15 protein-coding genes and 1 pseudogene are annotated in these 15732 nt (G+C 45.9%); all 16 read right to left on the bottom strand.

Annotated features, from left to right (window positions below; genetic code table 11):
- Nucleotides 1-190: 190 nt before the first annotated feature.
- Nucleotides 191-1747 (bottom strand): tRNA (N6-isopentenyl adenosine(37)-C2)-methylthiotransferase MiaB, encoded by a 1557-nt coding sequence (gene miaB / locus C0Q44_RS25990; protein ID WP_105410069.1) that lies wholly within the window; start codon nucleotides 1745-1747, stop codon nucleotides 191-193.
- A 321-nt stretch (nucleotides 1748-2068) separates the two neighbouring features.
- The gene (pduL, locus tag C0Q44_RS25985) at nucleotides 2069-2641 is read right to left on the bottom strand and encodes a phosphate propanoyltransferase (protein WP_062326117.1); all 573 of its coding nucleotides are present in this window, start codon (nucleotides 2639-2641) and stop codon (nucleotides 2069-2071) included.
- Nucleotides 2642-2882: 241 nt separating this feature from the next.
- Nucleotides 2883-3754: pseudogene (locus C0Q44_RS25980) on the bottom strand (dipeptidase).
- A gap of 147 nt (nucleotides 3755-3901) precedes the next feature.
- Nucleotides 3902-4162: a stage V sporulation protein S gene (locus C0Q44_RS25975; RefSeq protein WP_007430104.1), complete on the bottom strand. Its 261-nt coding sequence runs from the start codon at nucleotides 4160-4162 to the stop codon at nucleotides 3902-3904.
- A 118-nt stretch (nucleotides 4163-4280) separates the two neighbouring features.
- A complete protein-coding gene (locus tag C0Q44_RS25970; RefSeq protein WP_105410068.1) occupies nucleotides 4281-5075 on the bottom strand; it encodes a TIGR00282 family metallophosphoesterase in 795 nt (264 codons plus the stop codon).
- Between the two features lie 167 nt (nucleotides 5076-5242).
- On the bottom strand, nucleotides 5243-6787 hold the full coding sequence (gene rny, locus C0Q44_RS25965; protein ID WP_105410067.1) for a ribonuclease Y: 1545 nt from the start codon (nucleotides 6785-6787) through the stop codon (nucleotides 5243-5245).
- A 309-nt stretch (nucleotides 6788-7096) separates the two neighbouring features.
- Nucleotides 7097-7834, bottom strand: a complete 738-nt coding sequence (locus C0Q44_RS25960; protein ID WP_105410066.1) for a regulatory protein RecX — start codon at nucleotides 7832-7834, stop codon at nucleotides 7097-7099.
- A gap of 154 nt (nucleotides 7835-7988) precedes the next feature.
- Nucleotides 7989-9053: a recombinase RecA gene (gene recA / locus C0Q44_RS25955; RefSeq protein ID WP_105410065.1), complete on the bottom strand. Its 1065-nt coding sequence runs from the start codon at nucleotides 9051-9053 to the stop codon at nucleotides 7989-7991.
- A gap of 245 nt (nucleotides 9054-9298) precedes the next feature.
- On the bottom strand, nucleotides 9299-10555 hold the full coding sequence (locus tag C0Q44_RS25950) for a competence/damage-inducible protein A (protein WP_105410064.1): 1257 nt from the start codon (nucleotides 10553-10555) through the stop codon (nucleotides 9299-9301).
- Nucleotides 10556-10663: 108 nt separating this feature from the next.
- Nucleotides 10664-11251: a CDP-diacylglycerol--glycerol-3-phosphate 3-phosphatidyltransferase gene (pgsA, locus tag C0Q44_RS25945; RefSeq protein WP_105410063.1), complete on the bottom strand. Its 588-nt coding sequence runs from the start codon at nucleotides 11249-11251 to the stop codon at nucleotides 10664-10666.
- A gap of 319 nt (nucleotides 11252-11570) precedes the next feature.
- Nucleotides 11571-12062 carry a YajQ family cyclic di-GMP-binding protein gene (locus C0Q44_RS25940; RefSeq protein ID WP_105410062.1) on the bottom strand — a complete coding sequence of 164 codons (492 nt, stop codon included), beginning with the start codon at nucleotides 12060-12062 and terminating at the stop codon, nucleotides 11571-11573.
- 155 nt (nucleotides 12063-12217) lie between these two features.
- Nucleotides 12218-12388 carry a hypothetical protein gene (locus C0Q44_RS30400; RefSeq protein WP_017689116.1) on the bottom strand — a complete coding sequence of 57 codons (171 nt, stop codon included), beginning with the start codon at nucleotides 12386-12388 and terminating at the stop codon, nucleotides 12218-12220.
- A gap of 67 nt (nucleotides 12389-12455) precedes the next feature.
- Nucleotides 12456-13499 (bottom strand): helix-turn-helix domain-containing protein, encoded by a 1044-nt coding sequence (locus tag C0Q44_RS25935; protein WP_105410061.1) that lies wholly within the window; start codon nucleotides 13497-13499, stop codon nucleotides 12456-12458.
- A 67-nt stretch (nucleotides 13500-13566) separates the two neighbouring features.
- Complete coding sequence (locus C0Q44_RS25930) at nucleotides 13567-14334, bottom strand: DUF3388 domain-containing protein (protein WP_105410060.1); 768 nt, start codon at nucleotides 14332-14334, stop codon at nucleotides 13567-13569.
- Between the two features lie 196 nt (nucleotides 14335-14530).
- A complete protein-coding gene (locus C0Q44_RS25925; RefSeq protein ID WP_105410059.1) occupies nucleotides 14531-14794 on the bottom strand; it encodes a DUF3243 domain-containing protein in 264 nt (87 codons plus the stop codon).
- Nucleotides 14795-14961: 167 nt separating this feature from the next.
- Entirely contained in the window at nucleotides 14962-15732 is a 771-nt protein-coding gene (gene ymfI, locus C0Q44_RS25920) for an elongation factor P 5-aminopentanone reductase (RefSeq protein ID WP_105410058.1), read from the bottom strand.

The following is a 15732-nucleotide window of genomic DNA, read 5'->3' as shown; positions in this document are numbered from 1 at the left end:
CGGATCGTTCTTTTGATCGCTGTTGTCTCCAAATTTTCTTGATTAAATTTATCAAAGGTTTAAAATTCGGAGACAAAGGCGAACGCTTCGCTTCAGCAGAATCGATTCCGTTCCCTTCGCTACTTGCGCTGTATGTCCAAACCTTTATATTAAACCTCCAAGATTCATCTTATTGGTGTGTGTATTACTATTACTGATTGGCAGCTACCTTCTCAGAGAGCAGGTGGCCCCGAATATAAAAAGTCATTGGATCGGTGATTTCCACTTGTACAAATGTACCGATCAATTCTTTGGAACCCTCAAAATGAACCAGCTTGTTGCTGCGTGTACGCCCTGCCAGGACATCGGAATTCCGCTTGCTTTCACCTTCAACAAGCACTTCAACCACCTTGCCTCGTTGCTCTTCATTGCTACGATGGCTATACTCGTTAACCGTTTCATTCAAGCGTCTCAAACGTTCCTTCTTCACTTCCATCGGTACGTTATCCTCCATCACCGCAGCAGGCGTGCCTTCACGCGGGGAGTAGATGAAGGTATAGGCAAAATCATACCCTACTTCACGAACAAGGGAAAGTGTATCTTCAAATTGTTCTTCGGTTTCCCCAGGGAAACCAACAATAATGTCCGTTGTCAACACGACATCCGGAATGGCCGTTCTGATTTTGCCAGCCAGGTTCAGATAGTGTTCCCGGCTATACTTGCGGCTCATACGCTTGAGTACTTCCGAACTGCCAGACTGCACCGGGAGATGGATATGCTCTACCAGGTTTCCTCCCTTGGCGAGCACTTCAATCAAGCGATCGTCAAAGTCACGTGGATGGCTCGTTGTAAACCGCACTCGCGGAATATCAATTTGGCGAATATCATCCATCAAGTCACCGAAGCTGTAGTTCAGATCAGTGAAGTCCTTGCCGTACGCATTCACATTCTGACCAAGCAGAGTGATCTCCTTGAAGCCCTGACGTGCCAGTTCCCTCACTTCAGCAATAACGTCTTCCGGACGACGGCTGCGTTCTTTGCCCCGCGTGAACGGAACGATGCAATATGTACAGAACTTGTCGCAGCCATACATAATGTTAACCCAGCCGCGCATTCCCTCACGTTTCTTAGGCAAGTTCTCAATGATGTCACCTTCCTTGGACCATACCTCAACAACCATTTCTTTACTGAACAGCGCTTCCTGGATCAGATGTGGCAGCCGATGCACATTATGTGTACCAAAGATCATATCCACAAAGCCATGTTTCTGCATAATCCGGTTGACGACGCCTTCCTCTTGGGACATACAACCACATACACCAAGTAACAATCCCGGACGCTCGAGTTTTAGTGTTTTCAGATGGCCAAGCTCACCGAACACTTTGTCTTCCGCATTTTCCCGTATGGCACAAGTATTCATGAGAATAACGTCTGCCTCTTTGCGATCCTCTGTAGCCTGATATCCCATGGACTCCAGCAATCCTTTGATGGTCTCCGAGTCATGTTCGTTCATCTGACACCCAAACGTATATACAATATAATGTTTGCCGTTCCCTATGTTTTTCAGTTCATCGGGAACGGCATTTTCGTAAAGCACTTGAACGTCTTCCTTGCCCCGCTGTTTCTCCTGACGATGATTGGGTTCCGATTTGATGTTAATCTCACGGCCCCGGATTCTTATCTTTTTGCTGAATTCATCTTGCGAAATTACTTTGGCATCGGAGAAATCAAAATATTGGGAGTAGTCCTTTTTTGAGTCTTTAGCCATTTCCTTCGGTCACTCCTTACAGCCTCTATTCATAAAAAATCGTTCATTCATCCCTGTTCCACATGAATATCTCATCTAAAACAACAAAAGAGCATTACAGCAAATTATAGCATGAATTGGGCTGTAGTTCCACATGCAAACCGCCTGTCTCTTCATCTATTCTGAAATGCACCGGCTCAGATGAACACTTGGAAAACACCAAAAAACCTGAGCCTCGCCAACAGTGCTGGAGTAACCGGCCCTGTTGGCTGTGCTCAGGTTTATACGTTCATTTAGACTGCTATAATGCGCAGCTAAAGATGTTTCATGTGGTTAATCGAATTAGTCGATGATTTCAGCAGTGTCGCCGTTACGAGCGCCAGCAGCGTTAGCTTCATCCGTATCAATATGCATGTCCAGTGCGAAGGAATCAGATACACGAGCCAGTACATTTTCCAGTACCAGGCCACGATCCCCACCCAAGCGAACTTTCAGCATTTGTTTGTCCTCTATACCCCATTTCGCAGCATCGGACGTGTGGAAGTGGATGTGACGAGCAGCAACGATAACACCTTTGTCAATCGTCACTTCGCCAGCAGGTCCCTTAATCGTGATACCCGGCGTGCCTTCAATGCTTCCGGATTCACGTACAGGTGCTTTTACACCAATGGCAAAAGAATCTGTCATGGAGATCTCCAGTTGCGTTTCAGGACGAACTGGTCCAAGGATACGCACTTTATCAAACTGTCCTTTCGAACCAATAACCGCTACCGTTTCGTTCGCAGCGTATTGTCCGGGCTGGGACAGAGGTTTAAATTCGGTCAGTTCATAACCTTTACCAAACAAAATTTCGACGTGCTCTTGGGATACATGAATGTGACGGGCAGATACGCCCACAGATACTGTTTTACTCATCGTAAATTTCACTCCTTGTTTATCTCTATGGCCTAGACTCAGGCTCTTAACAATCCATTGGTATTATACCCCTTTTTGGAGTGAAATGAAAACGAACTGGTGAAAATTCATGAAATACACTTATTTCAGTTACATTTATTTCCTTAACCCGGAAAACTGTACATAAGCATCACCATTCCACTATTTCACCGAATTCACTTTGATCTTTGAATTGCTCACTGGCAAGTGTTCCCCAGATAACTCATCGCATTCCCCACAACCAGCCACGCACCAGCTGCTCATCATAGTGTTTCAGCAGAAACTCCATCAGTTTATAATAATGTCCTGCATGTTCAAGCCCTTGAATGTATGTCGGAATTCCATCAAAATCAGACCCCATCATCAGATGATGTTCCCCGCCCAGGGAACAGATCTGCTCGATGTGAGGTAGCAGGTCTTTCATCTGCACTTGACCCTCCTGTTTGACAAACCAGGGCACAAACGTAAGCCCGATCCGCCCTCGCGGGCGATGATGGCCCCAATCTGATCATCTTTCAGATTACGCACATGCGGGCATATGCTATAACTGTTCGAATGTGAGGCGATAAATGGACGTTTGCTCAAATCGACCAGCTCCCAGAAGCCTTTCTCCGACAGATGTGACACATCCAGCAGCATTCCAATTTGATTACACAGGTGTACCAGTTCCTTCCCCTTCTCGGTCAGACCTGATCCACGTTTTTCCATGACTCCGTCAGCCGCCCAATTGGCATAGTTCCAGGTAATCCCTACGACTCGAACACCCATCTGATAGCATAACTCCAGATAGAACAGATTGCCCTCCAGGCCATCTACACCTTCCAGTGTGACTAACCCCCACGGACTGTCTGTCTGCCCCACCAGAGGCACCTGGTCACGCCATAACAACGTCTGGGTACCACCAGGGCGCTCTTGGCTTCTTTCAACACGTTTACGATAAAGCTCCACTTGCCCCATCACATGTTCAAACTTACCTCTGCCAAGTACTTCGGGCAAATAAATGGCGAACGCCTGTAAACCTACTTTCCCCTCTTGCATGCGTTGCAAATTCACATCCAGTTGTGAAGCATCTTCGAATGAAAGTGCAGGCTGCATCAACATTTTGCTCAAAGCATCACAGTGAAAATCGGCTACACACCAGTCGGGCATCGACATCATTATTCCTCCTTCTGGAATGGACTACGTAAAAAACGCAAAAAAACCTGTCTACATCGTAAACAGGTTCAATGCGTACTTCATGTATTATCTGGGCTCCACAATCAGCTTAATGGCCGTTCGATCCTCGCCGTCGATCACAATGTCTGTAAAAGCTGGAATACAAATCAGGTCAACTCCACTTGGTGCTACAAATCCCCGGGCTATTGCTACCGCTTTGATGGCTTGGTTCAGTGCTCCCGCTCCAATTGCCTGCAGTTCAGCATTTCCACGTTCACGAAGAACCCCTGCAAGAGCGCCGGCTACAGAATTAGGATTGGACTTTGCTGAAACTTTTAATACATCCATGGTAAGTACCTCCCTGGGAATGTTGAAAGTTTGTTTCCACCTTACTAGATGTTATTCGCGGGAGGCCAAAAAATACCTTCTTTTTAGACGGGTTTCCCTGCAAAATGGGACAATACCCCTATTCCATGCGCCACTCGTCCTCCGTAAGACGAATTTTTTCGATGCGTGTTGCAGCACCTGTAGCTTCATCAATTTCTACAAAGACACCATGGAAATGCCATTTGCCATCATCCACAACGAATCGTACCGGCAGCTGGGTGTAGAACTTGCGCAGCACGGCTTCACGTTCCATGCCCAATATGCCGTCACGAGGTCCTACCATACCCGCATCCGTTAAGTAAGCCGTTCCTCCAGGCAGAATCCGATCATCATTACTCTGAACGTGCGTATGAGTGCCTACAACGAGCGACGCACGTCCATCTAGATGCCATCCCATGGCAATCTTCTCTGAAGTCGCTTCAGCATGCATATCGACCAGAATGCAATTGTAATCCTGACGCAGCTCATCCACAATCTCATCAGCCACACGGAATGGACAATCAAGGGCTGGCAAGAACGTTCTTCCTTGCAGATTGACAATGGCCAGTTCCTTGCCTTCACCTTTAACTACCGTGTATCCTCGGCCTGGTGTTCCTGGTGGAAAGTTTGCCGGCCTGATCATCCGCGGCTCATCATCTATAAAATCAAAAATATCCTTATTGTCCCAGGTATGATTACCGAGAGTGATGCCATGTACACCCCAGTTGAAAAACTCATTTGCGATCGCACCGGTAATTCCGCGACCTGCTGCCGCATTTTCACCATTCACAATGACCACATGTGGCTTATACTTTGATTTCAGGTAAGGTAAATTTTCCTTCAATGCCTTACGTCCCACATTGCCCACAATGTCACCAATAAACAATACTTTCATTGATTACTTCCTCCTCCATCACTGCGACGTTACTCTTGCTTCAAATGCTGAACCATCGCAGGACTCTATCTCTTCCATCATTATGTGTAATTTTCACAAAAAAGCTTTTTAACAAGGCTATCAACAGGAAAAGTGGCCCACTACTGCGGCCACTTTTCCGTAATGCTCTATTTTGCGTATTCAACCGCACGGGTTTCCCGGATGACGGTGACTTTGATGTGACCCGGATAGTCGAGTTCATTCTCGATCATCTTCGTGATATCACGTGCGAGGCGGAAGGCTTCAGCATCATCAATCTTCTCAGGCTGTACCATAACGCGAACTTCGCGTCCGGCCTGAATGGCATACGATTTCTCGACACCTTCGAACGATTCTGAAATCTCTTCCAGCTTCTCTAGTCGTTTGATATACGTTTCCAGCGTTTCGCGACGAGCGCCTGGTCTTGCTGCAGAGAGCGCATCTGCTGCGCCAACCAACATGGCAATGACCGAAGTCGCTTCGCAATCCCCGTGATGGGACGCGATACTGTTGATTACAACCGGATGTTCTTTGTATTTCTTCGCCAGTTCCACGCCGATTTCGACATGTGATCCTTCCACTTCGTGATCCAGCGCTTTACCGATGTCATGCAATAGACCTGCACGTCTTGCCAAAGTTACGTCTTCTCCGAGTTCGCCAGCCATCAATCCAGCCAGATAAGCGACTTCCATCGAATGTTTCAAGACGTTCTGACCGTAACTCGTACGGAACTTCAAGCGGCCCAGGATCTTGATCAGATCCGGATGCAGACCATGTACACCCACTTCAAAGGTAGCTTGCTCTCCGTATTCACGGATGCGCTCATCCACTTCTTTGCGAGACTTCTCAACCATCTCTTCAATACGAGCCGGGTGAATTCGTCCATCAGCGACCAGTTTCTCCAGTGCAGTACGAGCGATTTCACGGCGAATCGGATCAAAGCCCGACAGGATAACCGCTTCTGGCGTATCATCGATAATGAGGTCAATCCCTGTAAGGGTTTCAAGCGCACGGATGTTACGTCCTTCACGACCGATAATTCGGCCTTTCATTTCTTCATTTGGCAGGGTAACAACAGATACCGTTGTCTCCGCTACGTGGTCAGCCGCACAACGTTGGATGGCGAGCGTAATAATCTCGCGCGACTTTTTGTCCGCTTCTTCCTTCGCCTGCTGTTCGATGTCCTTGATCATTTGAGCCGTCTCATGACGGACTTCCTGTTCTACGTTGGACAGTATGATACTACGTGCATCTTCCATGGTAAGGTTGGAGATCCGTTCGAGTTCCGTTACCTGGTTTTTGTAGATCATTTCGATCTGCTGCTGTGTTTCATCAATGCGTTTCTCTTTGTTAGCCACTTGCTCTTCTTTACGTTCGAGTGATTCCAATTTTTTATCCAGCGACTCTTCTTTTTGCAACAATCGTCTCTCTTGTCGTTGAATTTCGTTCCGACGTTCACGAGTGTCTTTTTCAGCTTCGGCGCGAATGCGATGGATTTCGTCCTTCGCTTCCAGCACCGTTTCTTTCTTCAGTGCTTCTGCCTCTTTCTTCGCGTTCTCCACGATTTGTACGGCAGCTTGTTCCGCACTAGAGATTTTAGCCTCTGCAAGAGATTTGCGAATAAAATATCCGACTCCGAACCCAATGACAAGCGCGGCCACAACGAGAACGATCGTGATAGCAATTTCGTTCATACTGTTCACCTCCTCGTTGGTTCCTCCAAGGCACTCCTTGGTCAATTTTCTGTTTTCAAGCCTTACATATGTTTGGGAATAACAAATACTTACGGCGATCCCCCGCCGATTTTCATTTCACATGTACATGCCTACATGTACTATTCACCGTTACCAGCGAACCCATAATCATGAATGCTATGAATCTTAAGAAACCGAAACCGCTTTTTTGGAAGGAAAAAGGGTTGTCCATTTCTTACAGACTCAAGTCCATTTTAGTATTTGACGAAAGAAATTGTCAAGAGAATGCAGTATAGTTGCTCCTGTCTGCTAGTCCCATAACAACGCTTCGTTATCTTCAGGGTCCCCAGCCTCATCTTCTTCAATTAAACAATTCACGACCCGACGCACCATATCCATCGAAAAACCACGTCTCATTAAGAAAGGAAGCGTTTTATGTTTCTTCGCTTTGACGTCCCCTTTAACCTGATTCCATTTTTTGCGACCAGCGCTCAAAGCAGTCTCAAATTCCGCATCCGAACTGACACCTTCCAGTGCTTCAGCAATAAGTTCAGTAGCAATGCCCTTTTGACGTAGTTCTTGCCTTATCCACAGTTTCCCCTTCCGCTTGCCCTCCATACGTTGCCTTGTCCATTCCTTCGCAAATAGATCATCATCCACCAGTTTCTCCCGCTCAAGTCGATCCAGCGCCTCTTCAATCAAAGGTGCAGCAAACTCCTTCTGACGGAGTTTCTGACTTAATTCATGTCGTGTACGCGGCTTATGCTCCAAAAAGCGCAGAGACTGTGCATACGTCCGCTGTCGCTCGTCAGCTAGAATGATATCTTCCAGATCCTTCTTCATGAACGTATTGCCTTGAGTCATCCTGTATTTAATCATCACATCTTCAAGAACCGTAATGGAGTGTATGCCAAACGTGATTCGATAACGTGCTTCCCGGCTTTTCGTTCGTTCAACCCGTGTAATGGTGAGTTCTTCGTTCTCCGGTAACTGGGAGATGCCATCCACTTCTGCTTCTTCATATAAATCCTCATCATGTTGATCCATTCAGGTCTCCCCCTCCACCATATATATTATTTAATCAGTATGCCAACAGCCTCTGTCCAAATGGACAGAGGCTGTTGAACAGAGCGAGCACTTCCACCACAAAATCTTAGCAGATCAAGCTAAGCTCAATCCGATAAGCTTTGGGAGGATTCATTTACTCATTAATTTCAAACAATTCTTGTTCTTCTGCCGCTTCTTTTGCTTGATCTTCGTTAGTAGGTGCAGGAACCGCAGTAGTAAGATTGCTGGCGACACGAATTTTTTGTTCAATGATATCAGCGATCTCTTTATGCTCTTTCATGAATTGCTTCGCGTTCTCACGACCTTGTCCTAAACGCTCGCCTTCGTATGAGTACCATGCACCACTTTTGTTTACGATGTCCAGATCTGTACCAATATCAATGATACTGCCTTCTCTCGAGATACCCTCACCGTACATGATATCCACTTCCGCTTGTTTAAACGGAGGTGCTACCTTGTTCTTCACGACTTTAATACGCGTACGGTTACCAATCATGTCATTTCCTGATTTGATACTCTCAATACGGCGTACATCCAAACGTACTGTGGAATAAAATTTCAGGGCACGACCACCAGGTGTTGTTTCCGGGTTACCAAACATAACGCCGACTTTTTCACGAAGCTGGTTGATAAAGATCGCGATTGTTTTGGATTTACTGATTGCACCAGACAATTTACGCAGCGCCTGAGACATCAGACGCGCTTGCAAACCGACGTGGGAATCACCCATTTCGCCTTCAATCTCTGCTTTCGGTACCAATGCAGCTACAGAGTCAATAACGACAATATCTACAGCACCACTGCGTACAAGAGCTTCTGCAATTTCAAGCCCTTGCTCACCCGTATCTGGCTGAGACAGAAGCAATTCATCGATGTTAACACCCAGTTTGCTTGCATATTGAGGGTCAAGAGCATGCTCGGCATCAATAAATGCAGCTTGTCCACCTGCTCTTTGTACTTCGGCGATAGCATGCAATGCTACAGTTGTTTTACCAGAGGATTCAGGTCCATATATTTCAACAATACGGCCTTTAGGCAAGCCGCCTGTTCCTAATGCAATATCCAAAGCCAAGGAACCACTGGGAATTACTTCCACATTCATATGAGTAGACTCACCCAGTTTCATGATGGACCCTTTCCCAAATTGCTTCTCTATTTGACGGAGCGCCATATCAAGCGCGGCACGACGGTCTGACAATAAGCTCACACCCTTTACTGTTTATATGATAATGATACCTTGTTTTGACACGTTTGCCAAGCTTTTTTTCGAACATACATTCGTTTTTTTATAAAGGCCGAGGCGCCTCTTCCTCTAAGAAACTTTCCATTAAACAGAAAAAAGAACCGTAAATAAGGCTGTTAAGCCTAATTCTACGGTTCTTCCGTCTTCCTTAATTATACGTGCTTGGAACTGCAAATGCAATCCAGGCTAATATGCTAATACTAATCTATCGCTACAAGCTTCTGCCATAAGCGATAGAGAATCGCTTTGGCTGAACGAATGCGAACGGTCTCCCGATTACCATTGATGCGCAGCTCATGGATTTCGGTCTCTTTTCCCCGTTCAGCAAGAGCGATGAAGACCAGTCCAGGTGGCTTGCGTTCGGAATAGCCTGGTCCCGCTACACCGGTAACGGCTAAGCCAAAATCTGCATCCCCAATCATACGAATCTGTTCTGCAAGCACTTTGGCAACTTCAGGACTCACTGCCCCCGGTGCATCTTCACCTTCCAGATAATCATGTGGTACATTCAGCAACTTTTCTTTAATTTCATTAGAGTAACAAACAATTCCACCTTTAAGCATTGATGCGCTTCCGGGTACGGAAGTTAGACTCTGCATCACAAGCCCTCCTGTGCAGCTCTCAGCAGCACTAAGCGTCAGACCCATATCAGACATCATAGTTACAATCGTGTACTCTATAGGCACATCCTCGTTCGCGTAGAGATGTTCTGTCAAGCGTTCACGGATCTGGACTTCCATCGCATCCAGCTTCAGCTTCGCCTCTCCCTCACTTGGAGCCTTGGTGGAGACACGCACTGTAACTTCTCCTTCGCTCGCATAAGGAGCGATCGTAGGGTCTGTCTGTGTATCAATCAGATCGAGAAGTCGATCTTCCAGAGCAGATTCACCAATACCTGCGAACTTGAGCATTGTGGAATAGATCGGCATTTCTTCTGTAAGTACATGCTGGAATAGCCACGGCTTGACTTCCTGTTCAAACATTGGAATCAGCTCTTTAGGTGGGCCGGGCATCACAACATAATATTTATCATTGTCTGAAATTGCATTCCCCGCAGCAAGACCCGTTTCATTGGCTAGAGGTGTACCACCATCAATAACGATCGCCTGACGTCGGTTATTCTCTGTCATGTCCACATTACGGTCTCTGAAGAAGCTCTCAATTTTGTCCATAGCCATACGATCTATATGCAGCTTGCGGTTTAGAACGGCTGCCAGAGCATCTTTGGTCAGATCATCCTGGGTAGGCCCAATGCCACCGGAGAATAAAATAACGTCTGCACGCCCTTGCGCAATGCGAATGGCTTCACTAAGTCGATTCAGGTTATCACCAACCACCGTTTGGAAATATACATCGATCCCGATCGCAGCCAATTCACGGGATAAGTATCTGGCATTGGTATTTACGATTTGTCCAAGTAGCAGCTCTGTGCCAACTGCAATGATTTCCGCCTTCATTTAGCATCCTCCTGTACATGTGGTGAGTGATGAAAGGGCAATAGGATAATTTCCTATTGCCCTTTGTACCAATGATTTCTTCAAGGTTACCTATCTTACCCCAAAAAGTTATACTTTTGTTAAATGAAGCAAGTTTTTGTTTTTGATAAAATAATCGATACCAGACCAGATGGTGATAATCGCTGCAGCCCAAACCGCGATAATGTCTACGTGAACACCCGTGAATGAAAATGGGAAATTATTCAGCAACAGCAACACAATCGCCACAATCTGCACAACAGTCTTCAGCTTGCCCCAGGCACTGGCTGCGACAACTGAACCATCCAGCAGCGCTATTTGTCGCAAACCTGTAACTGCAAATTCACGACTGATAATAACGACTGCAATCCAGGAATCCAGCTTGCCCATCTCTACGAGCGAGATCAAAACTGCAGTAACCAATAGTTTGTCTGCGAGTGGGTCGAGCAGTTTTCCCAGATTCGTAACCATGTTATTTTTCCGCGCAAGGTACCCATCAATTCCATCCGTACTTGCAGCAATGATAAAAATAACAGCAGCAATCAGCTGATTATAAGGAAGCGCAAAGCTTCCAAGCTGTAACGGCTCTGGATAAAATGGGAAATCCACGAGCAGGAACACCATCAAAAAAGGGATTAAGCAAATTCGTGCAAGCGTAATCCGGTTGGGTAAATTCACAAGACGCCCTCCCTCATATCCTCCATTACTCCAAACATTCATCTTAATCCCGTTATCATCATCCGGAACATGAAATGTACAATTTCAATGTCAATCCATATTAACATGATCCCACTATGTAGAAACGCAAAAATAAAGTCAACCGCTCAAAAGCAAAACCGCTTTAAACGTTCCGGTGACTTCCAGAAGATGTACTGCTTTTCACAAAGTCAGCAAACGATGAGGACTGGACTTGATGCATGACTGCCAGCAATGCACACTTAGTATAATATACGCCTAATTCAGTGTCAAAAAACACGATTGCTAAAAAAAGGCCATATTATTTGAAATTTGTATATTGCAAATCCAAAGGCAGTTCGGCACCGTTCAGCAGCTGCATCACAGCTTGCAAATCATTTTTACTCTTACCAGTTACCCGGAGCTGATCTCCCTGAATCTGACTCTTTACCTTCATCTTCGAGTCCCGAATCAAAATATTGATTTTCTTGGCGATGTCCTGGTCGATCCCCTGTTTGAAATTCAAACGCTGGCGGACTGTTCCAGAAGAAGCCGGCTCCACTTTGGCATAATCAATGTTTTTTAATGGAAGACCACGCTTGGCCATTTTGGATTGCAGCACATCAATGACAGCCTTGAGTTTGGTCTCGTCATCAGATACGATCGTTAATGCATCCTTATCCAGTTTCAGACTGCTCTTGCTGCCCTTGAAGTCATAACGAGTGCCAATTTCCTTCTCCGTTTGTGTAACGGCATTTGTCAATTCTTGCAAGTCCATTTTGGACACGATATCAAATGAATTTTCTGAACTCAAACCAGTCACCCTTTCAGTTAATCATATGTTCTGTGTAACATTATAGAGGATACCTTAAACAAAAGTCTAATTTCAAGCCGTTTTGTTCAAACAAAAAAGCATTTTTGGCCTCCACTTGAGTGGTTGCCAAAAATGCTTGCTGGTTCAGCTTCCAATTAATAGCGGCTGCGGTTGGGCTGTCTGAACATATCAAGCACACCCAGAAGGACATGCGCAAGTCCAAAACCCAATATTCCGTAACCCCAAGCACTTGGAGTCAGGTAATAACCCAGGAGGCTGACAATGATCCCTAAACCCGTTACGATCCAGCTGACTGTCACAGCCATCCACCTCACTTCACCAAAAGTTAACTGCAAGTTAAGACACCATTATTGTCTCCTGCAGTGGACTCGGTTATTCGCTGCCTGTGGTACTGCCTTCATTGCTACCTTCTGTGCCAACCGTTGTTCCATTTTCAACTCCTGTGGAAGAAGTAGCACTGCCACTGTCTTCACCAAGCTGCAGACGAATCCGATTGGTCGCTTTGCCATCCGTTACAACTTGCCCACCAACCTCAATCGTGGTCGCTGCAGCGTAACCGGACTTAATATACATACCCGTACTATCCAGCTCAAAGGTAAAACTGTCACCTTCCGCTGTATTACCATACTCCAACTTCTCTCCGCTGGAGTTCTCGCCCTTGTACACTTCCAGCCAGCTATGACCCGTAGCTTTAATCGTAACAGTGACAGGCTTGCCTGCACTTCCACTAACTTTAAAGTTAGTAATATTTCCTGATTTTCCATCCTCTGCAACAGTTACAGCGGCCGGAGTGTTATCTGTAGGTTCATCCTGAGTCTCATCCGTTTGACCATCGGTTTGGCCATCTGTCTGCCCTTCAGTGTCCGTACCGCCACCATTCCCGCCTGCGTTGCCTTCACCTGTACCTGAATCAGTTGCAGGCGGATTAGCTGCCTGTCCGTTATCGGCAGGTTGATCCGGTTTATCTTCCGGCTGCTGCTGACTGTCTGTAATTTTGACCGGGTCCAGCCCCGGAGTATCTTTAGCATCATCCTTGTTCAATACAACGTAAGCATACAACAAAACCACAATTAAAATGGGGAATGTCCACATCAGCGCGACAGACATCCACCGATTATTACGCTCAACCGGACGATTGGAACGCTTCTGAATAACCGGTTCCATTGTCGCTTCCGTCTCCTCTGCCGGTACATCTTTTTTGTGACCCTCCAGCAGCTCATCAGGGTTGAGTCCCACAGTCTCCGCATAGGTTTTGATGAAAGCACGCACATAGAAGGTGCCAGGCAGCACTTTATAGTCCCCTGCTTCTATAGCCTCCAGATACCTCTTGCGAATTTTAGTCATTTCCTGTACATCGTCAAGACTCATCCCTTTTTGCAGCCGGGCCTCCCTTAACTGCTGACCCAGTTCAGACATGCCATCTCCTCCTTATGTTTATCTCTTGAGTTGTTGCTAATCTATTTCCATGATCCCGTACGGAGCCTTACAGTTCGTCGGTGTAGCTGGCTGTGAACGTATCATAAATAATTTCTTCATTTGGAACGTTGCGCAATTCAATAATAATGTCAAAATCATTAAAATCATATTCGGATTCCTGAACAAAGATATCCGGATGTTCGATAACTTTGGTGCTTGGCATCGACATGATATCCTGCAACAAATTGTAATGCCGCTCACTGGAACGAATGGTACTGACAATTCCATCAATGATGAACACATTGTTTGGGTTCAATTCGTCCTCGGACATTTGACTCCTTATCGTCTGACGAAGAAGTGTGGAGGATACAAACGTCCAGCGCTTCATGGCACATACACTGCCCGCAATGATGGACTCCGTTTTACCCACACGCGGCATTCCACGCAAACCGATAACCTGGTTACCTTCCTTCTTAAATACTTCACCCAAAAAGTCCACAAGTAACCCAAGTTCATCTCGTGTAAAACGAAATGTTTTGCGATCATCTGAATCGCGGTCAATGTACCTGCCGTGACGTACAGCCAGAATATCCACCAATTTCGGTTGACGTAAAGCCGATACCGTAATGCTGTTTACTTTGCTAAGCATTTCACCCAGCAAACGAATCTTCTCATCATCATCCGATTCAAGCAGCATACCCCGAGTTTTGCCTTCCACCCCGTTAATAGTCAAAATATTAACTTCAAGCATCCCCAGCATAGAGGCTATGTCGCCTAGCAAGCCAGGTCTGTTCTTATGTATTTTATATTCCATGTACCATTGTTTAGATTCCATTTATACACCCCGTAAAGCATTATTCCACATTATTCGACAGCAACAGAACGTGTCCACAGGACGACAATCTGAGGCATCTTCTAAAAATGGGTCACGTTAATGATATATAAAATGAAAATGAATTACAAGAACAGCTCTGTAATCCGTTTGTAATCATTAGAGAAAAGCCCCTTACGGGAGCTCTTCTGCTGTAATCTTATGCGTTTTGTTTGGCCAATTTGACCATTAGGCACGCAATCGTACGACGCTCATCAGCATCGCCGACATCCCATAGTTCTTTCAATGCCCGGTTGGAATGGTTCGCCGGATCGACTTTCTCATCCAGAAAGTCACCGATTTCATACGCAAGTTTGTTGATGGTTTCTTCACTCATTCCCATCTTCTCTGCTTGCAGTACGCGACCACCCAGGAACTTCTTCCATGTGTCGAAATTAGTGAGCACCGTTTTGTCTGTTGACATGATAAATCCTCCTTAGCTGACGCATGAGATTTAAAATCAACAGTTGTAATATGTGCTTCCGGGACATTTTATATACGAATATTTTTAAACAATATCCAAAGTGTCTGTTACTTGGCAGTTTGTACACGTTCTGTTCCATTTTTCAAGAATGGACCGTTCATGCAGCCTTATGTTAACCATCCGCCATTCGGACTGATAATTTGCCCGTTAATATAACCGGATTCAGGGAGGGCGAGAAAATATACCAGTGATGAGATCTCATCAGGCTGAGCCAGTCTTCCTGCCGGAATTTCCTCTTCCAGCATCTTCAGTTCACTCTGGTCCAAATGGTTTAACATAGATGTCTGCACTGCGCCAGGAGCAACCGCATTTACGGTTACTCCGGATGGTGCGAGTTCTTTCGCGAGAGCTTTGGTAAAAGCATTCACCCCGCCCTTGGTTGTTGAATAGAGCACCTCACAGGAGGCGCCGGAAAGTCCCCAGATCGATGACACATTGATAATTCGACCGTACCTTTGAGAGATCATATGAGGCATCATTTCCTGTGTACACATAAACGTGCCTTTCAAGTTAATCGCCATCACTTCATCCCAGATTTCCTCCGTAACATCAGCCAACATTCCATAATGAGAAATGCCCGCATTGTTTACAAGGATGTCTGGCATAAGATCATGTGACTCTAGCTTCTCGCGCATACGTTGAATCTGTTCCCTGCTGCGAAGATCAGCAGATACGGTCATGATCTTGCCATTGCCCTGTTCCATGCATCTTCTGGCTGCTTCATTCGCTGCTTCATGCGATTTCATATAGTGTATAACTACATTCATACCTACTCTGGCAAAACGCTCTGCAATAGCCGCTCCGATGCCACCGCTTGCTCCAGTAACCAATACCGTCATTTCCCCAATGGCCTTCAATTGTCCTGTTCCCCTCTCCAT

Origin of the sequence: Paenibacillus sp. PCH8 (genome assembly GCF_002968835.1) — a bacterium.
GTDB lineage: Bacteria > Bacillota > Bacilli > Paenibacillales > Paenibacillaceae > Paenibacillus.
The sequence above is the reverse complement of the archived record's forward strand: the minus strand, read 5'-3'. Positions and strand labels throughout refer to the sequence as shown.